Source organism: Agrobacterium sp. 22-226-1, from assembly GCF_053522345.1.
In genome coordinates, this window is the sequence record NZ_JBNWCP010000006.1 from 120,515 (window position 1) to 144,789 (window position 24,275).

The 24,275-nt window shown below is 60.2% G+C and carries 36 protein-coding genes; all 36 read left to right on the top strand.

Annotation, left to right across the window (positions count from 1 at the left end):
- Nucleotides 1-81 precede the first annotated feature (81 nt).
- The 36 genes from ACQZ5K_RS12485 (at nt 82) to ACQZ5K_RS12660 (ending at nt 24,269) form a co-directional block, all read left to right on the top strand.
- On the top strand, nt 82-774 hold the full coding sequence (locus ACQZ5K_RS12485) for a hypothetical protein (RefSeq protein WP_448740474.1): 693 nt from the start codon (nt 82-84) through the stop codon (nt 772-774).
- A 130-nt stretch (nt 775-904) separates the two neighbouring features.
- Complete coding sequence (locus tag ACQZ5K_RS12490) at nt 905-1,279, top strand: hypothetical protein (protein ID WP_448740475.1); 375 nt, start codon at nt 905-907, stop codon at nt 1,277-1,279.
- Nucleotides 1,272-2,117, top strand: coding sequence for a ParB/RepB/Spo0J family partition protein (locus tag ACQZ5K_RS12495; protein ID WP_448740476.1), 846 nt, complete (start codon nt 1,272-1,274; stop codon nt 2,115-2,117). Before ACQZ5K_RS12490 ends, ACQZ5K_RS12495 begins: the two co-directional genes overlap by 8 nt.
- A complete protein-coding gene (locus tag ACQZ5K_RS12500) occupies nt 2,114-2,578 on the top strand; it encodes a hypothetical protein (protein ID WP_113075966.1) in 465 nt (154 codons plus the stop codon). The genes ACQZ5K_RS12495 and ACQZ5K_RS12500 overlap by 4 nt, the downstream gene beginning before the upstream one ends.
- Nucleotides 2,575-4,593 carry a transposase domain-containing protein gene (locus ACQZ5K_RS12505; protein WP_448740477.1) on the top strand — a complete coding sequence of 673 codons (2,019 nt, stop codon included), beginning with the start codon at nt 2,575-2,577 and terminating at the stop codon, nt 4,591-4,593. The genes ACQZ5K_RS12500 and ACQZ5K_RS12505 overlap by 4 nt, the downstream gene beginning before the upstream one ends.
- A 77-nt stretch (nt 4,594-4,670) precedes the next feature.
- Nucleotides 4,671-5,702: an AAA family ATPase gene (locus ACQZ5K_RS12510; protein WP_448740478.1), complete on the top strand. Its 1,032-nt coding sequence runs from the start codon at nt 4,671-4,673 to the stop codon at nt 5,700-5,702.
- Nucleotides 5,699-6,025: a hypothetical protein gene (locus ACQZ5K_RS12515; RefSeq protein WP_448740479.1), complete on the top strand. Its 327-nt coding sequence runs from the start codon at nt 5,699-5,701 to the stop codon at nt 6,023-6,025. The genes ACQZ5K_RS12510 and ACQZ5K_RS12515 overlap by 4 nt, the downstream gene beginning before the upstream one ends.
- Entirely contained in the window at nt 6,009-6,371 is a 363-nt protein-coding gene (locus ACQZ5K_RS12520; protein ID WP_448740480.1) for a hypothetical protein, read from the top strand. Before ACQZ5K_RS12515 ends, ACQZ5K_RS12520 begins: the two co-directional genes overlap by 17 nt.
- 34 nt (nt 6,372-6,405) lie before the next feature.
- Nucleotides 6,406-7,059 carry a DUF3164 family protein gene (locus ACQZ5K_RS12525; RefSeq protein WP_448740481.1) on the top strand — a complete coding sequence of 218 codons (654 nt, stop codon included), beginning with the start codon at nt 6,406-6,408 and terminating at the stop codon, nt 7,057-7,059.
- A gap of 13 nt (nt 7,060-7,072) precedes the next feature.
- Entirely contained in the window at nt 7,073-7,903 is an 831-nt protein-coding gene (locus ACQZ5K_RS12530) for a hypothetical protein (protein ID WP_448740482.1), read from the top strand.
- Nucleotides 7,900-8,103: a hypothetical protein gene (locus ACQZ5K_RS12535; RefSeq protein WP_448740483.1), complete on the top strand. Its 204-nt coding sequence runs from the start codon at nt 7,900-7,902 to the stop codon at nt 8,101-8,103. Before ACQZ5K_RS12530 ends, ACQZ5K_RS12535 begins: the two co-directional genes overlap by 4 nt.
- Nucleotides 8,093-8,356: a hypothetical protein gene (locus ACQZ5K_RS12540; protein ID WP_448740484.1), complete on the top strand. Its 264-nt coding sequence runs from the start codon at nt 8,093-8,095 to the stop codon at nt 8,354-8,356. Before ACQZ5K_RS12535 ends, ACQZ5K_RS12540 begins: the two co-directional genes overlap by 11 nt.
- Nucleotides 8,340-8,534, top strand: a complete 195-nt coding sequence (locus ACQZ5K_RS12545) for a hypothetical protein (protein ID WP_448740485.1) — start codon at nt 8,340-8,342, stop codon at nt 8,532-8,534. The genes ACQZ5K_RS12540 and ACQZ5K_RS12545 overlap by 17 nt, the downstream gene beginning before the upstream one ends.
- Nucleotides 8,531-9,181 (top strand): regulatory protein GemA, encoded by a 651-nt coding sequence (locus ACQZ5K_RS12550; RefSeq protein WP_448740486.1) that lies wholly within the window; start codon nt 8,531-8,533, stop codon nt 9,179-9,181. Before ACQZ5K_RS12545 ends, ACQZ5K_RS12550 begins: the two co-directional genes overlap by 4 nt.
- Entirely contained in the window at nt 9,181-9,408 is a 228-nt protein-coding gene (locus tag ACQZ5K_RS12555; RefSeq protein ID WP_080866956.1) for a hypothetical protein, read from the top strand. The genes ACQZ5K_RS12550 and ACQZ5K_RS12555 overlap by 1 nt, the downstream gene beginning before the upstream one ends.
- Complete coding sequence (locus ACQZ5K_RS12560) at nt 9,386-9,757, top strand: sigma factor-like helix-turn-helix DNA-binding protein (RefSeq protein WP_035261583.1); 372 nt, start codon at nt 9,386-9,388, stop codon at nt 9,755-9,757. Before ACQZ5K_RS12555 ends, ACQZ5K_RS12560 begins: the two co-directional genes overlap by 23 nt.
- Nucleotides 9,758-9,864: 107 nt before the next feature.
- Nucleotides 9,865-10,608, top strand: coding sequence for a TIGR02594 family protein (locus tag ACQZ5K_RS12565; RefSeq protein ID WP_245285020.1), 744 nt, complete (start codon nt 9,865-9,867; stop codon nt 10,606-10,608).
- 38 nt (nt 10,609-10,646) lie between these two features.
- Nucleotides 10,647-10,976 (top strand): cell wall anchor protein, encoded by a 330-nt coding sequence (locus ACQZ5K_RS12570; RefSeq protein ID WP_245285021.1) that lies wholly within the window; start codon nt 10,647-10,649, stop codon nt 10,974-10,976.
- A gap of 2 nt (nt 10,977-10,978) precedes the next feature.
- Entirely contained in the window at nt 10,979-11,497 is a 519-nt protein-coding gene (locus ACQZ5K_RS12575) for a hypothetical protein (protein WP_448740487.1), read from the top strand.
- Nucleotides 11,494-11,712, top strand: a complete 219-nt coding sequence (locus ACQZ5K_RS12580) for a TraR/DksA C4-type zinc finger protein (RefSeq protein ID WP_035261589.1) — start codon at nt 11,494-11,496, stop codon at nt 11,710-11,712. Before ACQZ5K_RS12575 ends, ACQZ5K_RS12580 begins: the two co-directional genes overlap by 4 nt.
- Nucleotides 11,709-12,083: a DUF2730 family protein gene (locus tag ACQZ5K_RS12585; protein WP_051671865.1), complete on the top strand. Its 375-nt coding sequence runs from the start codon at nt 11,709-11,711 to the stop codon at nt 12,081-12,083. The genes ACQZ5K_RS12580 and ACQZ5K_RS12585 overlap by 4 nt, the downstream gene beginning before the upstream one ends.
- A complete protein-coding gene (locus tag ACQZ5K_RS12590; protein WP_080866963.1) occupies nt 12,080-12,391 on the top strand; it encodes a VpaChn25_0724 family phage protein in 312 nt (103 codons plus the stop codon). Before ACQZ5K_RS12585 ends, ACQZ5K_RS12590 begins: the two co-directional genes overlap by 4 nt.
- A 1-nt stretch (nt 12,392) precedes the next feature.
- Complete coding sequence (locus ACQZ5K_RS12595; RefSeq protein WP_448740488.1) at nt 12,393-13,058, top strand: phage protein Gp27 family protein; 666 nt, start codon at nt 12,393-12,395, stop codon at nt 13,056-13,058.
- A gap of 309 nt (nt 13,059-13,367) precedes the next feature.
- Complete coding sequence (locus tag ACQZ5K_RS12600) at nt 13,368-14,906, top strand: hypothetical protein (RefSeq protein ID WP_448740596.1); 1,539 nt, start codon at nt 13,368-13,370, stop codon at nt 14,904-14,906.
- The gene (locus ACQZ5K_RS12605; RefSeq protein WP_448740489.1) at nt 14,906-16,525 is read left to right on the top strand and encodes a DUF935 domain-containing protein; all 1,620 of its coding nucleotides are present in this window, start codon (nt 14,906-14,908) and stop codon (nt 16,523-16,525) included. The genes ACQZ5K_RS12600 and ACQZ5K_RS12605 overlap by 1 nt, the downstream gene beginning before the upstream one ends.
- A 119-nt stretch (nt 16,526-16,644) precedes the next feature.
- Nucleotides 16,645-17,742 carry a phage head morphogenesis protein gene (locus tag ACQZ5K_RS12610; protein WP_448740490.1) on the top strand — a complete coding sequence of 366 codons (1,098 nt, stop codon included), beginning with the start codon at nt 16,645-16,647 and terminating at the stop codon, nt 17,740-17,742.
- A gap of 10 nt (nt 17,743-17,752) precedes the next feature.
- Nucleotides 17,753-18,262 (top strand): phage virion morphogenesis protein, encoded by a 510-nt coding sequence (locus ACQZ5K_RS12615; RefSeq protein ID WP_448740491.1) that lies wholly within the window; start codon nt 17,753-17,755, stop codon nt 18,260-18,262.
- Between the two features lie 73 nt (nt 18,263-18,335).
- Nucleotides 18,336-19,418 (top strand): phage protease, encoded by a 1,083-nt coding sequence (locus tag ACQZ5K_RS12620; RefSeq protein ID WP_448740492.1) that lies wholly within the window; start codon nt 18,336-18,338, stop codon nt 19,416-19,418.
- A gap of 1 nt (nt 19,419) precedes the next feature.
- Entirely contained in the window at nt 19,420-19,809 is a 390-nt protein-coding gene (locus tag ACQZ5K_RS12625) for a hypothetical protein (protein WP_035264139.1), read from the top strand.
- Between the two features lie 9 nt (nt 19,810-19,818).
- Nucleotides 19,819-20,712, top strand: a complete 894-nt coding sequence (locus tag ACQZ5K_RS12630; RefSeq protein ID WP_035264140.1) for a Mu-like prophage major head subunit gpT family protein — start codon at nt 19,819-19,821, stop codon at nt 20,710-20,712.
- A gap of 125 nt (nt 20,713-20,837) precedes the next feature.
- The gene (locus ACQZ5K_RS12635; protein WP_448740493.1) at nt 20,838-21,269 is read left to right on the top strand and encodes a hypothetical protein; all 432 of its coding nucleotides are present in this window, start codon (nt 20,838-20,840) and stop codon (nt 21,267-21,269) included.
- A gap of 67 nt (nt 21,270-21,336) precedes the next feature.
- On the top strand, nt 21,337-21,558 hold the full coding sequence (locus tag ACQZ5K_RS12640) for a hypothetical protein (protein ID WP_448740494.1): 222 nt from the start codon (nt 21,337-21,339) through the stop codon (nt 21,556-21,558).
- A 2-nt stretch (nt 21,559-21,560) separates the two neighbouring features.
- Nucleotides 21,561-21,998 carry a gp436 family protein gene (locus ACQZ5K_RS12645; protein WP_035264146.1) on the top strand — a complete coding sequence of 146 codons (438 nt, stop codon included), beginning with the start codon at nt 21,561-21,563 and terminating at the stop codon, nt 21,996-21,998.
- Nucleotides 21,998-22,576, top strand: a complete 579-nt coding sequence (locus ACQZ5K_RS12650) for a hypothetical protein (RefSeq protein ID WP_448740495.1) — start codon at nt 21,998-22,000, stop codon at nt 22,574-22,576. The genes ACQZ5K_RS12645 and ACQZ5K_RS12650 overlap by 1 nt, the downstream gene beginning before the upstream one ends.
- A gap of 8 nt (nt 22,577-22,584) precedes the next feature.
- On the top strand, nt 22,585-22,782 hold the full coding sequence (locus tag ACQZ5K_RS12655; RefSeq protein WP_087746008.1) for a DUF2635 domain-containing protein: 198 nt from the start codon (nt 22,585-22,587) through the stop codon (nt 22,780-22,782).
- Nucleotides 22,782-24,269, top strand: coding sequence for a phage tail protein (locus tag ACQZ5K_RS12660; RefSeq protein WP_448740496.1), 1,488 nt, complete (start codon nt 22,782-22,784; stop codon nt 24,267-24,269). Before ACQZ5K_RS12655 ends, ACQZ5K_RS12660 begins: the two co-directional genes overlap by 1 nt.
- The last annotated feature ends 6 nt before the right edge of the window (nt 24,270-24,275 follow it).

Sequence of the window (24,275 nt, forward strand, 5' to 3'; positions counted from 1 at the left end):
AACCCTGCTGATTTTTAGTCCTGCGTTCGCAGGCGTTTCGGCCGTCCTTTTCACCATCCTCAAAAACTATGGAGCAGCTCAATGACCGCAGCAGTCCGCAACTACGTCGCCGTGCCTTTCTTTGACCGCGTCCCGCCACGGGTCATGGACCTCGTCATCACCACCTTCGACAACATCGTCGAGCGCGCACAGAACAAACGCGAGGCCTATTATTTCTTCGCAAACGGCGTGAAACAGCGGCAGTTTGAAGGCCCTACGTTCGAAGAATTTGCAGACTGGCACGAGCGCGTCAAAAACGGCTTGGTCGAACGCCCGCATCCGTCCGAAGTCGTTCAATTGAACGCCGTTACCGGCTCAGCCCACCGATCGACAGCCAACACCACACCAGAACGCCGGGTGAAACAACCACACGCCATTGCCTGCGCCGTGGACTTGGAAGCAGTTGGCGCCGAGCGCCTGAGGCAGGCATGGGCTATTGTTACTGCTGCCCACGCGCTCAATGAGGCGAAGCTCGCGGCCGGTTACAGCCCGGCATCAATCACCCTTGATGACACCGTTCTGCAGCAGGCTTTGACTGAGCTTCTAAGCGCGGAGGCAGACGCTACCGTTATGGACGCTGACGTTCATATGACGGTCGGAAACAAGGTCGTCGACCTGCTGCTTGGCGAATGTGATGCAGATATCGACGACAAGCTTGTCGGTTGCCTCACCATGGACATGCAGCCCGAGCTTTGCCGCCTGCTTGCGCGCTCGGACGCCAACAAATCCCGCTGATTTGCCGAACCGTCGCTCTGTTACCCCCAAGGAGCGACGCCAGACGCCGGGGCGGCCAAAATCCCGTCCCCACCGCCCCGGCATCGAACTGCCGCAATGCCGTCGCCGAGCGACGAACTCCGAGGTTTCGATGGTAAATCCTTATTCCGATGAAGAACGTTTGCAGGCGATGGTGGCGGCCAGCTACCGCGCCAGCCGTTCGCATTTCAACCACCTGCCACTGCGCCACATCATCAACCCGCCTGCCGAAATGTTCGATGCGAAGCTCGCACGGCAGATGGCGATCTATGTGCTCCACATCGATTTCAACGTTCCACGCCGCCGCTTGGTCGTGCTCCTGGGCGTTGCCCGCTGGACCGTCATGCAGGCTGTTCGCGTCGTCGAGGCACGACGATTCGAGCCGCTCTTTGACAAGGCTTACGAGCGCATCGCCGCCCGCGCCAAAGACACCTTTATGGAAATGCTCTACGAGGCCTCGGCCGGACAGGAAGCCGCTCATGGCTGAGTTCATCCGCGCCACCATATCGAGCATTCATGTCGGCGAGCGGCTGCGCCCGATCGACATGGATTATGCCGAGGCGATCGCCGCTTCGATGTCCGAACACGGGCAGATCAGCCCGATCATGCTCCGCAAGACGCCCGCGAAAAAGGGAACCCCTTACACCCTGGTCGCGGGCGGCTATCGCACCGCCGCCGCAACGCTGCTCGGCTGGACGGAGATCGAGGCAATTGTCGTCAAGGCTGACGCCGTCGAGGCGCAGCTGCTCGAAATCTCCGAGAACCTCTATCGCAACGAGTTGAACGCACTCGACCGCGCAATCTTCGTCATGAAGTACCGCGAACTGTGGGAGGAAAAGCACGGGAAGATTAATCCGAAGGGCGGCAGACCTGAAAAACAGGGTAACGATTACCCTGTTTTCGCCAAGGGTCGGGCACTGTCCGAGAAGGTTCAGGAGCGTTTTGGCTTCGGCGCTGAGACATATAAGCTTGTGTCGCGCATTGGGCAAAACCTTGATCCGGTGCTGAGGCAGGCGGTACGCGGCACCACAGCGGAGAACGATCAGTCACAGCTCCTCGCTCTGGCAAAACTCCCTCGCGAAGATCAGGTCGCGGTGGCTGGCGCTCTGAAGCACACCCCGGATGTGAAGAAGGTTTTGGCTTTCACCAAGCCCCCGGCTCTGGTCACCACGCCGCCCGCCCCTTCTCAATCCATCATCCTCACCAAACTGATCGCCGCCTGGGACGAGGCGAGCGAAGAAACACGCGATAGCTTCCTTGAGCACATCGGCATGTCCAACACGCCGGATGCCCTCATGGCTGCGATCCGCGAGGAGGCAGCATGAGCACGAAACGCGATCCCAACCAGATGGACTTTTTTAAGGAGACGGTTTTTCCGGTGCGCTCTGCATCGGAACGTCTCGATATCGACCGCTTCCGTTCGACCCTGAAACGCGAAATGGCCCGTGCCATCCGCGAATGCCAGTATGACCGCGACACGATCGCGGCGCGCATGGCCTATTACCTCGGCCTCGACAAGGTCTCTAAGTCGGCTCTCGACAGCTACACCGCCGAGAGCAAGACCGCCCACGACATCAGCATGCCGCGCTTCAAGGCATTCGTTCGCGCCACCAACGCCTTCTGGCTTTGGGATGTCGTCGTTTCCGATGACGGTCTGCTGCTGCTGGAAGGTGACGAAGCCCGCCTCGCGGAAATGTCCCGCATTCGCCAGGAGCAAAGGAAGCTCGCCCAGGAACTCAAAGTTCTTCAAGCGACGCCCGTGCACATTCGTCGGGTGCGCAAATGAAGAAGGAATGGTTCACATCCGCCGAATTGGCCCAGGCAGCTTTGCCGGGTATTCCGAGCACGCGCCAAGGGCTTGAGCTGTTTATCGCTCGCTCTGGCGTGCGATCCACCGCGAAAGCCCGCACGAAGGCCGGACAAGGCGGCGGGTATGAGTATCATTATTCCTTCCTGCCTTCGGTGGCGCAGGCGAAGATCGCATTTCTCAATGCCGAGCCGACCGATCCGCGCCCGACGAAGCTTTCAAAGATGCTTTGGGACCGTTTTGAGGCCCTTCCCGACGCCCATAAAGCGATCTGCAAGACCCGCTTTTCCGTCCTGACGGAAGTCGAGGAACTGCGCGCTTCAGGCATCAGCATGAAACATGCCGTCGCCCACGTCACCCGCAGGGCCGATATCGTGCCCGCCACCTACTACGAGTGGCGCAAGATGGTCGAAGGCCATTCCCGCCAGGACTGGCTTGCCGCCCTCGCTCCGTCATTCTCGGGCAGCGCCAGCGGCCAAGTCGCCGAAGTCACCCCATGCCACCCCGAGGCGTGGAAAATCCTGAAATCCGACTTCCTGCGACCGGAACGCCCGTCGTTTAGCGCCTGCTACCGTCGCATGATGATGGTGGCCCGTGACCAGAACCTGTCACCGATCCCTTCGGAGCGTTCCTTGCGCCGCCGCCTTGACGCGGAGGTGCCGAAGGCCGCGCAGATCATCGCCCGCGAAGGCAAGGATAAGGCAAAGCAGCTTTTCCCGGCGCAAAAGCGCACGGTTTCCCATCTGCATGCCATGGAAATCGTCAACACCGACGGTCACCAGCTCGACTTGTTTGTGCGCGCGCCGTGGTCGGAAACGCCGGTCCGCGTGATCCTGATCGGTATTCAAGATGTCTATTCGCGCAAGGTGCTTTCGTGGACGCTTGCCGAAGCCGAGACATGGGAGGCCGTCCGCACCTGCATCGGTTCCATGATCGAGAACCATGACGGCATGCTGCCCTACCACATCTATATGGACAACGGCCGTGCGTTCGCGGGCAAGATGATTTCGGGCGGGGCAAAGACCCGCCACCGCTTCAAGGTCAATGAGGACGATGTTGCCGGTCTTCTGAAAACGCTCGATATCGAGCCGCATTTCGTAAAGCCGCGTTCCGGTCAGTCTAAGCCGATCGAACGCGCCTGGCGCGATCTTGCCGAGGAAATCTCAAAGCATCCGTCCATGTCTGGTTGCTATACCGGCAACAAGCCCGACGCGAAGCCGGAAAACTACGGCAACAGCGCCGTGCCGCTCGAAACGCTCCAGCGCCATGTCGCGCACTGCGTTGATGAGCATAATCATCGGCTGAACCGCACCACGGAAACCGCCAACGGTCGCAGCTTTGCGCAGACGTTCGACGCGTCGATCGCGGAGCCGTCCACCATCGTTCGCTATGCCAGCATGGCGCAGCGTTCGCTCTGGATGCTCTCGGCCGTCGCCATCACGGCACGCAAGCCGGACGGCGCGATCCACATGCACGGTAACCGCTACTGGAATGCGGTGCTTAACGAGTGGATCGGCAAGAAGCTGACGGTTCGTTTCGACCCGGCCGACCTGCACAAGCCGGTCAAGGTCTACGACCCGGAAGGACGTTTCCTCTGTGATGCCGACTGCCTGGCTAAAACCGGCTTTGCCGATACGGGTGCCGCCCGTCGCCAGGAGAAGGCACGCAAGACGCACGTCAAGAACCTTCAGGCGGTGGCAAAGAGCAATGCGGCGCTCTCGCCGATGCAGCTTGGCGAGATCATGGAGAAAGGCCGGAAGGCCGAGGCCGCGAAGCGTCCGCAAACGCCGGTCCGTTCCGTCGTCACACGCCTCGTCACCGGCAACCTCGCGCATGCGCCGGTCGAGGCGGTCAGCGCCGATCAATTCGAAGACAGTTTTGCGCGTGGCCTCGCCAGAGTGGCGGGCGGGGAAAGCGCAATCATCCAATTCCCCACGGGGAATACCGAGGCAGGCGGCAAGCCTGCCCGCAAGAGAAGAGCCGAAAAGTACTGAGTACGGTTCCAGTCCAACAGGGCGAAAAAAATGAGCGACCCGAAGGCCGCCCCACAATTGAACAAAGGAACCTTAGCATGAAAAAGACGACCAGCACAAATATCGTGTGGGAACAGTCTCAACCGACGATCGAGTTTAACGCCAAGCATCCGGCAGCAGACGTTGCCGAATGGCGCAAGCTGACGGCGCGCACAGTGGACGCCGCGACCAACTACGGCTGGACAAAAGCGGAAGTATCGCGCCGCACCGGCGTCCCTGACGGCACGTTCTCGCCGTGGTTCAGCGGAAAATATCTCGGCGTTCTGTCGAACATCAATCAGCAGATGGCAAACTGGCTCGATGCGCTCGATGCAAGCCAGAACATGGCCGCCATCATGCCGGTATCGCCGCCTTTCCAGCGGACAACCGTTGGTCAGGACGTCTATAACGCGCTCCTGTTCGCCCAGGTGACATCCGGTTTCATTCGCGTCACGCTGCCCGCCGGCTCCGGAAAAACTGCCGCCGCCAAGCATTTCGCGGCGACCCGCCCTCATGTGTTTATGGCCACGCTCAGCCCGAGCACCAAGACAGTTCACGGCATGCTGGTCGAGCTATGCGGTGCACTGGAAGTCCAAGAGCACAATCCCGCGAAGTTCGTCCGTGCCCTTGGTGCCAAGCTGAAGCGCGTCGGCGAAGGTTCCCTGCTCGTCATCGACGAAGCGCAGAACGCGGTTCCGGACGCCATCAACCAGCTTCGGCACTTCGTCGATAACGACCAGTGCGGCGTCGCTCTTCTCGGCAACGAGGACACGGCCACAGCATTTGTGAAGGACCTCGGCCGCTCGATTGCCAGCCGCGCACAGGTGCTTTCCCGCTTTGATAGACAGGTCCGCACCGTGCGCGATCCGGCTGCGGACGCTGCGATCCTCATTAAGGCGTGGGGCGTTCAGGAAGGAACCGATTGCGCCACCTTCCTGAAAGGCATTGCCAGCAAGCCCGGTGCGCTTCGTCAGATCGACCGCACCATGAAGGCCGCGTCCATGCTCGCCATCGGCGACGGCGAGGAAGGCGTGCGCTTGGAGCACCTTCAGGCCGCCTGGAAGAACCGCGACATGGGAGACAGCCTATGACCTCGGCGGCTCCCTCCCTGAAAACTCATCTGGAGTATCTGGCTGGCATCTTCGCGGAAGCCAGAAAGATGAAGCCGGACGAGAAACTGGAACTGGATGCCCGTTCCGCCCAGACCGTCCTGAAAACCCTTCGCGCCCTGTCACAGCAAGCCGGCCATCTTGAGCTTGAGCTTTCCATTCTGCGTGACAGCGAGGCCGGGAAGCTGCTCGCCAAGACGGCGGAGCAACTCGCCACCGGCGAACTCACCGGCCTTCTGAAAAAAGCCGAAGGCAACATCATCCGCCCGAACTTTGGAGGAAAGAAGAATGACGGCGAAGCCTGACTGCGTTTCCGATTATCTGCTTCAGTTGGCGCGTGATTTGAACGGCGTCGTCAATGAGCGCGGCACCATCAACCTTGACCGGGTGACCTCTGCGAACGTCATCGTTCATATCGGCCGCATCGCCGATCTCGCGCGCAAACTCGAAAACGCCTGGTCGCAGGCGGAGTGGAACCGGCGCGCTTCACAAGATCGCCTGTCGCTGCTGACCAGCATGAACCGGGTCACGGCCGAGGTTCTCGGCCTGATGCGACCCGACACCGAGGACGGCGGCAACGTCGTCCTGTTCCGCCCGAAGCCCAACAATTCCCCCGCACCTTCCGCGCCGTCCGGTGGCGACGCGGCCTGATCCCGATCCACATTAATTTCTGAGGTTTATCCCCATGCAGTCAGTCATTTTGGAAGAGAACAACAAGCCCGGCGTCACAATCATCAACGGTCGGGAGTTCATGCACAATGCCAAGGGCGGTCTCGATCCAATCGGCAACGTCAAGGATCAGTACAAGCTCGAAGACCAAACGGTCCGCAAATGCATCGATTTCGCGCTGAACCTGAATGCTCAGCTCTCCCGTTTTCGGGGCCACACCGCGGCAGACCTCTCCGCACTGGATGCCCTGCTCGGTGAAAAGTACAACGTCACCATCGGCGGTAAGAAAGGAAATCGAACCTATCAGACCTACGATGGCCTGATGAGGATTCAGGTTCAGGTTTCCGACCTCATTAGCTTCGGCCCTGAGCTTCAGGTAGCGAAAGCCCTCATTGACGAGTGCTTGACCGAATGGAGCGCCGACAGCCGCCCGGAAATTCAGTCCATCGTCACCCGCGCCTTCAACACCGAAAAAGAAGGTCAGGTGAACCGCGCCGACGTCTTCATGCTGCTGAAGCTGGAAATTGAAGATACCCGATGGAAGAAGGCGATGGAGGCAGTCCGAGACGCGATCCGGATTACTGGTTCAAAGGAATATGTCCGCTTCTACAAGCGCGAGAGTATCGAAGCCGATTGGCAGGCCATCACCATTGATTTGGCAAAGGCTTAGGGGAGATCGTTCAATGAATCCCGTATTCCTTTTTCATGTACTCCAGACAGACAAGCATGTCTGCGAAATCGATAAGAAGGTCGCGCCTCAAATTTCTGAGGCGATCCAAATTCTCGGTTACTTCGATGGTGGCGCGCCCAAAAACGTCCGGATAGATTTCTCGCTGAACCGCGACCAGCCTGTCGAAGTAGTTCAGGCAAAGCCCGCTCGCCGCTCTCAGGTTCAGAATTTGATCAACCGTTTTCCCGTATCGAAATGCGAGATCACCATCGAACAGATCAAATGCGTCCTTAAACTGTCTTCGCTGCAAGATGGAATACGCGTCATTGCAGAACCCCTGCAGGGACTCGACGACAGATCGGCCGCTTTGGGTTTCCATGCTGATGAGTTCTCGAACCGCAGTCAGATTGACCCTCGATATACAGTTAAAAGAATCCTCGAGGTCATGCAAAGCGGGAAACAGCAGCCTCTCGACCCTGAGCCGATCGGCACGGAGCTGAAGGCCGACAAGTTCTCGGTGCCGCTGTTCACTCCTTTCATCGCTAATGCGCATTTGGCGAACGGTGTACCAAGCGGCAATGATTGCCGCTCCGCCGCCGATCAGGGTCTGGAAATCGTAGATGAAATTGCGCCACCTGTCGCCGCCCACTTGACCGGTGACATTACGTGCCTCCCCGAAAAAAACCGGCAACAACACGGTCGTGGCTACGACAAGCCAAAACAAAATCAGCAGCCGCTTCTTGTGCAAATCGGACAAAGCTTCCCCCGAAACCCTTATGACGTCCGGAACAAGTCGCATGTTTTTCGGGTCTGTGAAAGCGCGTTGGCGGGGAGTGCCCTGTGAGCTACGACTATATCCGCAACTATTACGGCATTGAGATCACCGTGAACCGGCTCGTCCGGCACACGGTGACCGCCCGCTACGGGAAGATCAAGCCGGAGGGCCAGTCGCATCAGCACTACGTCAAAGTGCATTTCCACGGCGACAGGCACTACAGCAATTGCCACCCGGCCGAGTTGGAGTTTGTCGCCTATGACGAGTAAGCGCCAAATCCCCGCAGCCTTCACCAAGGGCTATGTTCTTTGCTCTCCATCCGGAAAGCTTCAGCCGAAAACATGGGGCGAGACCACCGCCAAGGCGATCGCATCCAAATACCGCAAACACGAGACTTGGGAAAAGGCGCAGCGCCGAGGTTGGTCCGTCCAGTTCGTCTATGTGCGGTTTTTCATCCCGGTTTTCAAAGCCACCTTCACCAACACCGAAATCAGCGAGGCCTACGATGCCGAGGACATTTGAACCTGACCAGCTGCTGACGGCACTGATCAACGCTTTCATGAACGATGGGCATTTCGTGCACGCCAAAGGCGGCAGGATGTACGTCCTGGTCGTTCCCGAGGAAGCGGGCGAAGAGCGGACTTCCGAGTTTTGCCTTTCCGACATCGCAGATCACATGGCGAAAGGAATGTCGAAATGAGCAAAACAATTGCCGCCATCAAGATCGAGCAGAAGAAACTCGGCCTCGACGATTTCGCCTATCGCGCCAAGCTCCACATTCTGACCGGCAAGACATCCACCAAGGACATGACCGAGGCCGAGCGGCAGAAGGTTCTCGTCAGCTTGCGAGGCACTGCCGCGAGGCCCGCGCCGGTGCGCCAGGACGGTCGCGACGGCAAGCACAAACTTTCTGGCAAGTACCTGCCGAAGATGCGTGCACTCTGGATCGCCTGTTACAATCTCGGCGTCATCGACGATCGCGGTGACACCGCACTGGAAGCCTTTGCCATGGGCAGGCAGTTACCGGATATTTCGGACATGCGTTTCGTTCACAAGCCAGAGGACGCCGCCAGCGTCGTCGAGGCGATGAAGGGAATGCTGGCGCGGGCCGGTGTTGTCTGGGCCGATCGCCTGCCGTCCGAGCCTTACGAGAAAAGCCCCGGCTACAAGATCGCCCGCGCACAATGGTCGATCCTGCATCCGACCCAGCCGAATGCCTTCTGGCAGGCCGTCACGCACATCGTCATGGAAAGCATCAGCTACAGAAATTTGAGCGATGCCGAGTGGATCACGGTGATGAACCATTTCGGGCCGCAGGTTCGCCGGCTGAAGAAGGCTCAAAAGTGATGACCGGGAACATCGCTCCCCTGAATGGCATGCCGCTCTTTGGCTGGCCGGACCAGCGGGAGATCGATGTTCTTCAGAACCGGCGTGACCAACTGGCGGAAAGGATCGCCAAGCTGCCGCGCTTTTCACACCGGCGTATCGAGCTGGAAGCACGCCTGAGGGCGCTGACCGAAGAGCAGCTCATCATTTCGAACAGGATTACCCGTGGCCGAAGACCTCACCCTTGATCTGTTATCGACGCTTGGCGAAGATGGCTTCTTCTCTCTGGTCGAGGCGCATGCCGGCGTCAGGCTTTATGTTCCGTCTGATCCGGAGCGTAGCGAACTTTCCTCGACGATCGGGGTTGATGCCGCATACCGTCTAGCCAAAGCATATCCGGGCGGATATATAAGGGTGCCTCTGGCACGCGAGTTTCGCGCCCGCCGCTATGTCGATGCCGAAATGAGCAACCGCGATATTGCCAAAAGGCTCGGTTTGACCGAAAGCGGTGTCGAAAGACTTTTGAAGCGCGCCCGAAAACGGGAGCCACTCAAGTCCAGGCGAAAGACAGACCCCCGCCAGATGGAAATGTTTTAAAGGCCCGCCTGCAATGGCGGGCCTGATTTGTTTCAGGCCCAAACTCTAATTTGCCCCCATATCGGCCCGCGCGATCTCCGCCAGTTGCCATCATGACGGGGCTTTCCTTGACCACTCAAACGTTTGACGAATGGCTGATCGATCGCTTGCGCGTCGCCGGCGCTTACGGCGGGGTCGCGGACGGCGTCCATGGCCGTGAGGTTATCGCGGCGCTCCTGCGTTTCCAGCATGCGGCGGGCCTGAACGAGACCGGCCGCGCTGATACTGCGACCGTAAACCTCCTTCGCGGCGTAAAGAGCAAAAACCCGAACAGCACACTTGTTGTTCACGACAAGGTCGTGGTCCCAGCTGAGCCGGTGTGGATGCGCGAGGCCCGCCGCTTCATGGGCCTGAAGGAAATCGCTGGCCCGAAATCCAATCCGACCATCATGGGCTGGGCCAAGAAGCTCGGCGGCTGGATCGCCAGTTTCTTCACCGACGACGACATTCCCTGGTGCGGTCTGTTCGTCGGCAATCTCATCGCCACGACGCTGCCCAAAGAGGCGCTACCTGCAAATCCTCTCGGCGCTTTGAACTGGAAAAAGTTCGGCGCTGAAAGCCGGATTGCACGCGGGGCGATCCTTGTCTTCGAGCGCAAGGGTGGCGGCCATGTCGGCCTCTACGTCGGCGAAGACCGGACGCACTACCACGTCCTCGGCGGCAACCAGAACAATTCGGTTTCGATCACCCGTATCGAAAAAGGCCGCCTCGTCACTGGCGGTGTCCGCTGGCCGAAGACGGCCGACGCGCCGATCGGCGGCAAGGTCGAGCTTTCCAGCGCCGGCGCGCCGGTCTCGAAAACCGAGGCCTGACGGAAATGCCCTTTCCCCCTCCCATCATCAAAAGGACCATGATGTTCAAGTCTGTCTTCGTCGCAGTTGCCGCAACGCTTGCGTTGTCGGCCTGCCAGTCCACCGGATCGATCGACAATGCGATCCAGAAGAATTTGCCGCACGCCTGCTCGGCCGCTGCGACGGCGCATAGCGCTTTCGTGATCGTCGCGAGCACCGGCACCATCAAGCCATCCGTTGTGGCCAAGGAAAATGCTGCATGGGCCGGAGCGGACGCCGTTTGCCGTGACCCTTCCTCCGTCACCGCAGCGAATGCCCTGGTGAAGGTTGCAGAGGCCTATGCCGCCATCACGCGCGCCCTGCACGAAGCCAGAAAGGTAGAGGGGTAATCATGACCAGGCTCTTTTATTACCTTGCTGGACTGGTGGCTCTCGTCTGCATCAGCTGGTTCATTCTGACGCCGGCCTTCGCCCAGGACGCTGCCCCAGTCATCGCACCGTCTTCGATCTGGTATGAAGCTTGGACGATCGTGCAGCCGGTTATCGTGCTACTCGTCTCGACCGTTGGGCCGGTGTTGGTCACATGGATCAGCGCCCGCGTGATTTCGCTCCTGAAGATCACGGACGAAAAGCAACGCATCGATATCGAAAGCAAGCTCCGCGATGCCCTGCATCAATCGGCCGCCAACGCCGTTCGGTTTGCCCTGGCGAAGGCCGGCGTCATCCACGTGGGTGGGCATGTCAGCGAAGCGATCATCGCGGACGCCGCAAGATACGTCATCGAGAAGAACCCGGATGCGATCGATAAACTCGGCGTCAACGCAAAGGCTTTGAACGAGATCATCATGTCGAAGCTGCCGGAACTGGCTCAAGGCGTCAGTCTTCGCCAGGTGGTGGAGACCCCCAGATGAACTTTGGTGGAAACGCCGCTCTCGATCTGGCCGCCGAACGGGCCGAACAGGAGCGCGAGGCGGGGATTGCCGCCGCCTCGCGCTCTCTGCGCACAACCGGCACGATCGAGTGTGAAGACTGCGGCAATGATATCGCCCGCGAGCGCCGCATCGCATTGCCATCCGCCACACGGTGCATCGTCTGCCAGACAAACTTTGAGAAGGCCCGCCGATGACGCCGACTGAAATCATTCCCTGGCTGACGCTGGTTCTCTCCAGTCTTGCTGTCCTCGGTCACCTCAAGGTCTTTTTCTCCAGCGGCGAAAAAAAGCTTGAGGCCGACATCAAAAGCGGTCGCGAGGAAATCGCGCTCCTGGGCAAAGACGTAGAGGCCCACGAAACCAAGCTTACCAGCCATGACCGCCGCATCCAGGCGATCGAAGGGGAAATGCGCCACCTGCCCGATCGGGAAAGCCAGCACCGCCTGGAGCTTGCCCTGGAGAAGGTGAATGGCCGCCTCGACACGCTGAACGAAACCCTCAAGCCCATCAAAGCCACGAACGAAAGAATGAACCAGCTACTGGTGGAAACGGCAGGCAAACAATGAGCATCGGTATCGACTATATGAAAATCATGCGCGAGGAAGCGCGGCTCATCATCTTGAGGGCTTTGGCGGAACAGGTGAATGAGAGCTTGAGCAGTTCCATGCTTGAGCCGGTCCTTGCCAATTTTGGCATCAACCAGGAACGGCCATGGGTTCATCAGCAGATCGAGTATCTGGAGACCATGGGCGCTGTTGTCGTCGTCAGCGCCGGCAGCATCAAGATTGCTTCCCTGACCGATCTCGGCCGTCGCCATGTCGATCGTCAATCCGCCATCGAGGGCGTGAAGCGTCCGTCGCGCGTGGGTGGCTGACATGGCGAAAGCACGCGGCCGTCTTTCAGCAATCGACCTTCTACCCGAGGAATGCAGCGATACCATCTCTTGGGCATCGCAGGCGCTTGCCGACCGTGATCGTAGCCAGCTCGACATTTACGCCGAGTGGAAAACCAAGCTGATCGCGCTTCAGGGGGAAATCGGTCTCGATTTCGACATTCCGTCTTTTTCGGCGTTCAACCGCTTCGCCATCCGGCTGTCGCAAATGACGCGCCGGCTAGAACAGACGCGGGAGATTGCCGCCACCATTTCCGAGCGTATGGACGCGGCCGGTTCCGACGATCTGACGCTGATCGCGGCCGAGGCGATCAAGACGCTCATTTTCGAACTGCTGCAATCGGCAGGCGACGCCGGCATTTCGCCGAAGGGTGCAATGGAACTGGCGAACGCGCTGCGCGCTGCCTCGGCCGCTCAGGTAACGTCTTCGAACCGCCGCCTGAAGCTGGAAGCCGAAGAGAAGGCCCGCCGCGTTGAGGCCGATATGAAGGCCAAGGCGGAAAAGGCGCTCGACGTGCTTTCGAACGAACCCGGTATTTCGAAAGAGGCTATCGCCCGCGCCCGTCGCGAGTTCCTCGGCGTGCGGCCGAAGGCGAAATCCGTTCCCGAGGTCTCTCCGGACGCCGAGAAGAAGGATGGCGAGCAATGACCGTCACCCTTCCGAAAGACCCGTGCACCAGGTGCGATGGCACGGGGCGGGCGATCAAGCGGATTAACCGTCGCCGAGACGGCACCATTTCCAGCACCGTCTATGACCTGAAGAACGATTGCCGGTCCTGCAAAGGGACCGGTCTTGCGTGCATGGAGGAACAGCGTGGCTGAAGCCTTGCCCGGTTTGCCGCAAGGCAAATGGACCGACCCGCCAGTGCTTCCGATCGATCCGGCCAAGTTGCCGGACGAATTGCCTCGTGGTGCCGATATTCCGGTTGATCTCGATCCATTGGCCGAAGGCGTCCTTATGGCGCATCAGGCCGAATGGATTGCCGACGACAGTCTGCTGAAGGGCTGCGCCAAGGGCCGCCGAACCGGCATCACCTTCGCCGAGGCGCTGGATGCAACGCTGATCGCCGCTGCCCAGCGATCCGCAGGCGGGCAGAACTATTTCTACATTCCGGACACCAAGCCGAAGGGCCGGGAGTTCATCGGCTATGCTGCGCATTTCGCAAAGACCGTCGCCAAGGAACTGCTGACGATCGAGGATGGCATCTTCTTCGACCAGCGTGACGACGGCACCACGAATGCGATCTCCAGCTACATCATCCGTTTCAAGTCCGGTTTCCGCATCGAGGCGCTTTCCTCGCGGCCGGAAAACATTCGTGGTCTTCAGGGAACGGTCTGCATCGACGAAGCCGCCTTCCACCGTGATGTTCGCGCCGTCATTGATTCCGTCGCGGCCCTGCTGATCTGGGGCGGCAAGGTCCGTGTGATTTCCTCGCACAACGGCGTCAGCAATCCGTTCAACGAACTGATCAAGGAAGCCGAGGCCGGAAAGAACGGCTTTAACTTCCACACTTTCACCTTCGGCGATGCCGTCAAGAACGGCCTGTTCAAACGCGTCTGCCTGATCAAGGGAGAGGAATGGTCGCAGGAGAAGGAAGACGCCTGGGAAGCGAAAATCCGCTCGGCCTATGGCACGCGCACCTCCAAGATGAAACAAGAGCTGGACGCGATACCCGCCGAATCGGAAGGCGCTGCATTGACGCGCGTCCTGATCGAGCGCTGCATGTCCGCCGATCTCCCGGCCGTCGTGCGATGGGACCGGCCGGACGAATTCAAAAACCTCGACGATTTCGAGCGCGCCGAACAGGCTGAAGAGTTCTGTGAGGGCCTCTTGAAGCCCCTTTTAGATCAGCTCGACAGGGACCGTGAACACTGCTTTGGCGAAGACTTTGCCCGATCCGGCGACAAGACTGCAATCGTGGTCTTTGAGATCGGGGCCGATATGATCCGCCGCGCCCGCCTGATTGTCGAGCTGAAGAATATTCCGTTCGACCAGCAGCGCGACATCCTCTTCTACATTGGCGATGCCCTGCCACGCTTGATCGGTGGCGCGCTCGATGCGCGAGGCAACGGGCAGTACCTTGCAGAAAAGGCCCGCCAGCGCTGGGGGGAATGCATCCACGAAGTGATGACATCTGCCAAATGGTATGCTGCCAACATGCCCGGTTACATTGAGGCGTTTGTAGATAAGAGCCTGCTTTTACCGAAAGACGCCGATGTTCTCGCTGATCACCAGGCGCTCGCCTACGTCAACGGGATCATCAAGGTTCCGGACGAACACTCGACCAAGGGCGCTGACGGTTACGATCGCCATGGCGATACCGCGCCGGCCGGGGCGCTCGCGTGGTTTGCCTCCAACCAGGAGGCAATCGCCTACGAGTACGAGACCAACCGCAAACCCAACAATCCGATGCAGGGCCACAATGGCGGCCCGCCGATGCATGACGATGACCGCCGAGGCGGAACCGTCAATGTCTACCTGAGAGGATCGCTCTGATGGCGAAAAAGAAGAAGCAGAAGATTTCTCATCACCTCGCCAGCTCGATGAAGGATAAGGACGGCAAGGTCGTCAGCGCGGCCGAGCTGGAGGAAGAACTTGCCGGCGCACATGTGGGCGGGGTTCGCCAGTGGATTTCCGGTCATCCGGCCGATGGCATGACGCCGCTCAAACTGGCGTCCATTCTCCGTGCTGCCGACCAGGGCGAAGTGGAAGCCTATTTCGAGTTGGCCGAGGACATCGAAGAACGCGATAGCCATTACCTCGCGCAGCTCGCCACGCGCCGGCGCTCGGTTTCGCAGTTGCCGATCACTGTCACGCCCGCGTCGGATAGCGAGGAACACAAGAAGCACGCCCAGTTCTTGCGAGACTGGATCGAGACAGGCGTGCTGCGTTCCGCTCTCTTCGACATGCTCGATGCAATCGGCAAGGCGATCTCTGTCCTGGAGACAGAATGGCACCACAAGAACGGCAAGGTGCTTCCACGCGCACTGACTTGGCGGACACAGCGCTGGTTCACGTTCGACCGGACAGACGGAGAAACCTTGCTGCTGCGCGAGGGCGTTGTTGGTGAGCCGCTCATTCCGCACAAGTTCGTCGTCCATCGCTCCAAGGCGAAATCAGGCCTGACCATCCGGTCGGGCATTGCCCGCGTTGCGGTCTGGCTTTGGATGTTCAAGAGCTTCACCGTGAAAGACTGGGCGGTCTTCGTGCAGAACTACGGCCAGCCGATCCGCGTCGGCAAATATGGCCGGGGCGCGACAGAGCAGGAAAAGGATGTTTTGTGGCGGGCGGTCTCCGGGATTGCCGGCGACTGCGCGGCCATCATTCCACGCGAGATGCTGATCGAGTTCCACGAGGTCGGCTCGAAGAGCAGTTCGACGGACATGTTCGAAAAGCGGGCGGACTGGTACAATCGCGAGATTTCCAAGCTGATCCTCGGCCAGACGACAACGACGGACGCTGTTTCCGGTGGCCACGCCGTCGCAAAGGAACATCGCCTTGTCCAGGAAGACATTGAGCGTTCCGACGCGCTTGACGCATCCGACACGCTCAATGCGCAGCTCGTCCCGAACATCATCGCTTTCAACTTTGGCCCCCAGGATGAATACCCGAAAATCCACATCGGCCGACCGGACGAAGTGCCGCTAAAGGATTTTGCCGAGGCTTTCGACAAGCTCGCCAAGCACGGCCTGACGGCCGAGGCCAGCTTCCTTCGTGACCGCCTCGGCATTCCCGCACCTGCGACGGATGCGGAGCTGGTCGGCGGACGTGCCGAGACAGTCGTTCCGCCCGAGGACAAGCCACAGCCGAAACCGCTCACCGCAAAGCAAAGCCTCGATAGGCTGTTCGCCTCGGCGCATTCCCGCGAGGAACCCGATCTGCTCGAAAAACTGACCGATCGGCTGGAGAAGGACGCGGCGGTAGCCATGGACGGCATGATCGACGAAGTGCGCGAAATCCTGTTTTCCGCCACGGATCTTCGGGACGCAGCGAACAAACTCGCGGGTCTTAAATTGTCGGCCGAGGATCTCGCGGAAGCCATGGCGCGAGGCATGACGATGGCACACCTGATCGGGCAGGCCGCGCTCATTGATGACCTCAAGAGGCAGTCATGACAGGAGGCCCGCTGGCGCGCTTCGGGGGGCTTTTTGCGGCATCCGTAGCTTCTGGCCCGAAAAACGCCTCCACGGCCTTTAAAAGCGCCTCAACTTTTAAGCCGTTGGTCGTTGCTCTGATGGCGACGACGGTGGGCGCGATCAATCTGCCGTTCGATGAGGCGATCGACTTCCTTCGCCGGAAAACCGCCGTCCCGACTGAAAGCTATCGCGATGTCTGGGACGCGGCCCATTCGAAGATGTTCATGGTGGCCGGCGCGAACAAAAAGGCGCTGGTCGAAGACTTTCAGGCGGCGATCGTCAAGGCCGCCGAACAGGGCCTGACGCTGGAAGATTTCCGCGCCGACTTCGATGCGATCGTCGCCCGCCACGGCTGGCAGTACAACGGTTCACGCGGCTGGCGCTCCCGCCTGATCTTCGAAACCAATCTCAGTACGGCTTACGCGGCCGGCCGCTACGCCCAGATGACGGCCCCGGAGACGCTCGAAGCGTTTCCCTACTGGATGTACAATCATTCCGGCGCGCTTCATCCGCGCCTGGAGCACAAGGCATGGGACGGTGAATGCTACGAAGCAACCGATCCGGTCTGGGCGAAAATGTACCCGCCGAACGGCTACCGGTGCGGTTGCTTCGTGACGCCGGTGTCTCGTCCTGGTCTTCGCCGCCTCGGCAAATCCAAGCCCGACACCCCGCCGAACCTTGACCAGCTCGGCACGGATCAGCCGCGGGGCATCGATCCGTCCTTCGCCTACAATCCCGGTGCTGCCTGGCTGACGCAAACGGCACCTGGTCCGAAAGCTGTTAGTGCTGACCAGGTGCAGGTTGCCGCCTTCGTTCAATCGGCGCTGAAGGGCAAATGGCCTGACGGTGCCTGGACGCCGGTTGCGACGGCAAACAAGGCGACGGGTGCCGCCCTCGATGTCGCCGCCGGCACGGAAATTCGCCTGACGGCGGACACCATCCGCAGCCAGGCACAAATAGCCGAGGCATTGTCGCCCGACACAATCGGTGTCATCCCCGGCCAGCTCGTCCAGTCCGGAAAGCTGGTGCGCGACAATCGCGGTCGGCCGGCCTTCGTCGGGGAGCATGATGGCGTCTTTTATCGAGCCAATGTCGATATCGTCATGAAGGCCGATCGCAAGACGGTTTACATGACCTCGCTCCAGCGCGTCAGCCGCTCCGATCTGACTGACGCCTTCGGCTCCGGCTGGCGGTGAGGTTTGCGGCATGAGCGGCGCGTTAATCTCGATCACGGCACAGGTTCTCGATTCGGAAGTCCGACGCGGCTTTCGCCAGCTCGAAGGCCTGATGACGAATACCACGCCCGTCATGCGCGCGATCGGCGTAGGGCTTGTCGGCTCGACCCATATGCGCTTCGTCACCCAGACCGACCCGGACGGCCAGGCGTGGCAAGCGCTGAACACGGGATATGCCGAGGGCAAGCGCAATTCCCGTATCCTGACCGAAAGCAGCCGGCTACGGAACAGCATCAATGCCAGGGCAAGCAATGACGAAGTGCTTGTCGGCACGGATGTCATTTACGCGGCCGCTCACCAGTTCGGCGCGACGATCGTGCCGGTGCGGGCAACGCATCTCTGGTTCCGGATTGGCGGGAACCTTATCAAAGCCGACAGTGTTACCTTGCCCGCGCGTCCCTTCCTCGGTATATCGTCGGATGACGAAGCGATGATCGCCGAGACCGTATTCGGGTTTGTGAGCCGCTATTCCTCCCGCTGAAATTCTCTCTACATCAGGCCCGCCCGCAGGTGCTGGCATGAACTGAATTTTGCCCGCATGGCATATCCGGACCATGCGAAACCTGATCTCGACCACTGTTGTTGCACTTCATTCGGCCTCGGCTGTGCCGGTCTCGACCCATATTGTCGTGTTGCAGTCGGCCGCCACGGTGCCCGAATGGCTGCATGTTCTGCCGACCGGCCGTTTCTCCGGCGTCGATGGTCGCGGCCCTTATGTCCTGGACAATGCCGACGCCCTGATCTCGGCATTCAATGCCGAGGGCAAGAAGCTGCCGGTCGATGAGAACCATTCAACCGACCTTGCGGCAAAGCAGGGTTTTTCCGCGCCTGCCCGTGGCTGGCTCACCGCGCTTGAGCGCCGTGACGATGGTGTCTGGGCAAAAGTCGAGTGGACGCCTGACGGCCTCGCGATGATGCAGGGCAAAGCCTACGGCTACATTTCCCCGGTTTTCACCCACAGCGCCAAGGCTCCCTTTGCGGTTCACAAGCTGCTGCGGGTAGCGCTGACCAACGATCCCAACCTCAACCTGAAATCTCTTCACTCTCAGAACTTGGAGACCACCATGGATTTGGAAGCTCTCCGGAAGGCACTTGGCCTGCCGGAAACCGCAGATGAGGCCGCGATCCTTGCGGCGCTCACTGCGGCTCACTCTGCCCAGACCGCGCAGGCGGCACTGATGTCGAGACTGGCGGAACTCGCCGGCGTTGACGTCACCGTCGGTGCTGACGCCCTCGTCACCGCCCTTCAGGCGAAAACGACGCCGGCCACCGGCATCGAGCAGGAAAACGCAGACCTGAAAAATCAGGTCAAGGCGCTCAATACGCGTGTCGAAACGCTTATCACCGATTCCGCGAAGGAAAAGGCCACCACCGTTATCGACGCTGCGATCGCCAAGATGCAGATCGTGCCGTCACTCCGCGAGCACTTCATTTCCCGCCACATGAAGAACCCGGCCGAGGTCGAAGCGGAGCTGAAGGTCATGCCGTCGCTCAACGCCGGCGGCCTCGGCGGTCGCCAGTTGCCCGCCGAGGGCGAAACCGCAACCAGCGATGAGCTTTCCGTCGCCGCCATGATGGGTGTCGATCCGGAAGCCTTCAAGAAAGAGCACAAGGCGCTCTTCGGAAAGGGTCAGTGAAATGACAGCCACCACCGACATTCGCCGCAAATGGCGCAAGGGCGATGCCTACGGTTATCCCGTTCTGGGCGGCGTCCGCATCTTTGGCGGCACGATGATCGGCGTCACCGCCGCACTTGCCGCCGTCCCGGCCGCCCACGCTTCTTGCGTGGCGCTGATCGGCTTTGCCGAGGAAGCGGTAGACAATCGCGACGGCGCAACCGGCGACAAGCTGATCAATGCCCGGAAGGGCGTGGTCAACATCCCGCTCGCTGGTGCGACGCCGGCCGATATCAACAAGCCGGTCTACGCCTCGGCCGATGACACCTTCACGCTGGCTGCGGGCGCTTTGCTCCAGGCCGGCACCATCGATGCCATCGACGCGGACGGCGTCTGGCTCAAGACGCTTTAAGGGGCAGAAATGGACATCAACGCCACCAATCTTCGAGGCATTTACACCTCGCTCTCGACCATCTTCAATCAGTCGCTTGCGGCAACGCAGACCTTCTACAGCACCATTGCGATGACCGTGGGGTCCACGACATTCGCAAACGAGTACCCGCGCCTAGACGAACTGCCCGGCTTCCGCGAATGGATCGGTGATCGTGTTGCTCATGATGTCGGCGCTTCGCTCTACTCGATCACGAACCGTTCGTTCGAAAAGACGATCGCCATCAAGAAACGGCAGATCGAAGACGATCAGGTCGGCATCTTCACACCGATCGCCGCACAGTACGGCCAGGACGGCGCAGCTTTCCCCGACACGCTCGTATGGCCGCTGCTCAAGAAGGGCGAAACCACGACCTGCTATGACGGGCAGTATTACTTCGACACGGATCATCCCGGCTACAACGAACAGGGTAACCAGATATCGGTTGCCAACTATGCAGCCGGTGCTCAGCCCGCCTGGTATCTGATCGACGATACGCAGGTCATCAAGCCGATGATCTGGCAGTCCCGAAAGGCGCTCAAGCTGACGCAGCTGTTTTCGGAAACTGACCCGAATGTGTTCTGGCGCGATGAATATGTCTGGGGCGCCGACACGCGTGGCAACGCCGGGTTTGGCCTCTGGCAGCTGGCCTTCAAGTCCAAGCTTGAGCTGACGCAGGCAAACTACGAAGCCGCACGTACCGCCATGCAGTCGATCCGCAAGCGTGATGGCCAGATCAACGCGATCCGTCCGACGAAGCTGCTCGTTCCACCAGCGCTGGAGCGTCAGGCCCGCCAGATCGTCGAAGCTGCGTTGATCAACGGCGGTGAAACCAACGTCTGGGCAAAGACCGCGACCGTCGTGTCCGTCCCGCATCTCGCCTGACCTCAATGGTCGAGCGTTCTACATCGCTCGATCGACCGCCAGCAGTCACCTCCCGATTGCTGGCGGGTTTCCGGAAAACGGCCATACCGCCGCTTTCCCGAAACCCGAAGCCCAAGGAACTACACATGACGCAAATCCAGATCATCTGCTCGAAACCGGGCATTCGCCGCAACGGTGCGGAGCATCCCGCCCAGGCGATCTATGACGCCGGCCATTGGACGGAAAAACAGCTTGATGCCTTCCGCGCCGATCCTGCCTTCATCGTCCAGGAAGTCACCGGCAAGACGGTCGAAGTCTCCTGCGCCGACATCGAGCAGGCCGTGAACGCCCGCGTCCAGATCGAGCGCCAGAAGCTTCAGGACAGCTTTAACCAGGCTGTTGCAGACGCCGTCGCCGAAAAGCTCGCCGACACGAAGGCGGATCATGACAACGCGATGGACGCCCTCGGCAAGAAGCTTGAGGCCGCTGAAAACGAAATCGTCACGTTGAAATCCGCCCAGGCGGGCGGCGCTGGCGAGGCCAACCCCAGCGACGGCAAAAAGACCGTCAAGAAGTAATTCCTGACGGGAGCGCCGCAAGGGGCTGGCCTTCGGGTCAGCCCTAATCCCCGCCTTGAGGAAGACCATGACAGACAAGAATAAACCAACTGTCGAAGAACTTGCTGCCTGCCTCGGCGGTGCCATCATTGGCGCTATCGCGGTGACCCTGGCGTTTCTCATTCTGGTGCTTTTTACCGCCCCTCGGTCGCTCCTCCTGGTTAGCCTCAGCCTTTCGCTTTTCCAGATCGCGGGCGGCCTCGCAGGCGCTACCGCTTTCATGTTCATGCTGAAATCACGGGAGAAGTGACCATGTACGCCACCGTCACCGACATGATCGCCCGCTTTGGAGAGGTGCAGATCGTGCGCCTGTCCAATCCGGAAGATCGTGAAGCCGAGACGCCGGACGTGGAAAAGGTCAACACCGCGCTGACCGACGCCACCGAGCTGATCAACAGCTACATTCGCGGCCGCTACCTGACGCCGATCGCGACCCCGCCGCAGGACGTAGTGCGCGCCACCTGCATCCTCGCCCGCTACGATCTCGCCGATACCGAACGTTCCAGCCCTTCGGAAGAAATGGCCAAGGGCCGCGCCGAGGTCATCAAGTGGCTTGAGAACGTCGCCAAGGAAATCGTGCACCTGGACATTCAACTGGCATCGCCGACAGGCGGCAATGCGGTGGGCTCTGGCCCGCGCATCTCCGACCGCGAGCGCATCGTCACCTTCGACACGTTAAGGGGTTTCTGATGGACAGCTTTCCCCTGATGCCGATCCGCAACCAGGAGCCGCTTATCATCGAGCGGCTCCGTATCGCCTTCCCGAAAAACCCTTTCACGATCGAGCGCGTCCCTCAGGTTCTCAGCCTTGATGAGTTCAAGCGCGTCGTCAAACTGTCGCCGTTCATCGGCCTTGCCTGGACTGGCATGAAGCCTGACCCCGACAATGGCCGGATGCTGAAGGGCAATATGCTCTGGCGTCTGATCCTCATAAACAGGGTTTCGAGCGGCCTTGAAGCCCGCTTCAAGGGCGACAAGTACGATATCGGCATGGACGCCATGGTCGATGTCGCCTCGGTGCTTCTCCAGGGCGTCAGCTTCAGTGGCCAGGGTGTCACCAATGTGACGCTGATCAACAGCGTCATCGCCGATGGCTGGACCGACGACAACGTCGCGATTGCCCAGCTCGATTTCACCTTCAGCTTCGCAACCCGCGCCGCTGCGACCGGCAAGATGCAGCCCGAGGACTTTGAAGCGCTTGGCGTCACCTGGTCCGTCAACGGCTCGACCGAAACCGTCAGCGACGAAATTCAACCACCCCAGGAGTAAACCCGGCCATGGCCACCACGAAAACACTCATCGCGGCCGAGGGCCGCACGGTCCACCTTCCGGACGGTTCCGAATGGCCGAAGGAAGGCTTGCCCGACCCGAACACGCATTTCACGCGCCGGCGCATTGCTGACGGTGATCTGATCGAGAAACCCGCCCGGACGGCCAAGTCGGAAGAGGCGAAGAAGCCTGAAGGAGACAAGTAATGGATTTCAACGAAATCCCCGTCGATCGCCTCGAACCCGCAACCCTGATCGAGATCGCGCCGAATTATCGCAATGTCGGCATCCTGCCCTGGCCGGAAAAGGTCTTCATCATCGGCCCCAAGCTCGCCACCGGCACGCTGGCGGCTGGTGTCATTCAGGAGGTGACCCGCGCTGACCAGGCCGTCGCGCTTTTTGGCCGTGGCTCGATCGGTGCGGAGCAGGTCGCTTACTTCAAGAAGGCAAACCGCAACACGCCATTGTACGTCATCGGCCTTGCCGACGATGAGGAGGCCGTGAAGGCAACCGGCACCTTCACCTTCGCCGGTTCCCCGAGCAGCTCAGTCGTGCTGCGCTTCAAGATCGGCGGCCGGCAGGTTCGCATGACCGCGCTCTCCGGAGACGCGCCGGCAGCGCTGGCGACGAAGCTTGCCGCCGCCATCAATGCGGACCTCGACATGGTCGCGACCGCAGCGGCCGCCGCAGCCGTCGTGACGGTAACAGCCCGCCACGGTGGCGAGGTCGGCAACGAGATCGATCTGCGCGTCGATACCAAGGTTCAGCCGCTTCCGGCCGGCCTGACATGCGCCGTTGTCGCGATGGCGGGCGGTTCCGGTAATCCGGACGTACAGCCGGCGCTCGATCTTCTTGCTAGCACCTGGGCGACCAAGATCACGCATCCCTGGGCTGACGCGACCAATCTTGCAAAAACCGCCGAGTGGTTGCGCATCCGCTATATTGCGACCTCGAAGCTCGATTGCCATGGCTTCGTGTTCAAGGGCGGCACCTATGGTCAGTTGACCACCTTCGGAAATCTCACGAACTCGGCTTTCCTGACGAACGCCGGCCTGAAGAGAAGCCCGACGCCGTCCTGGGCGATCGCGGCCTCGGCGCTTGGTGTCGCCTCGTTCCATCTGACCAATGACCCGGCCCGCCAGTTGCGCTCTCTCGTGCTGCCCGGTGTCGAGGCTCCGGACGAAGCGGATCAATTCCTTGACGAGGAAAACGATCTGCTGTTGCGCAACGGCATTTCCACATTCGACTGCCTGTCGGATGGTTCGGTCACGATCTCGCGCATGATCACGACCTACAAGAAGACCACGCTCGATATCGCCGATCGCGCCTGGCTGGATATCATGGTGCCCGTCACCATGAGCCGCATCCGCTACGACTGGTCCGCCTATGTCGGCCTGATGTATCCGCGCTCCAAGCTGGTCGATGACGAAAGCGCCGGCGCATTCGCTTCTCGTCATGACGACGATCAGGACCCCGGCACGGCCGTGGTTACGCCGAAGCGAATGGCCGCGTCGTGGGCCGCCCGGTGCTCGCTTTACGGCGAAAAGGTCTGGATCGAGGACGTGCAGCGCACGGTCAGGGAAAGCGTCTTCGAACGGTCCACGGACGATCGCAACCGGCTGGAAAGCCGGCAACAGGTGGAGATCGTCGGCAACCTCATGGTGTTTGCCGGCCGGATCGAGTTTCAGGTTTAACAGGAG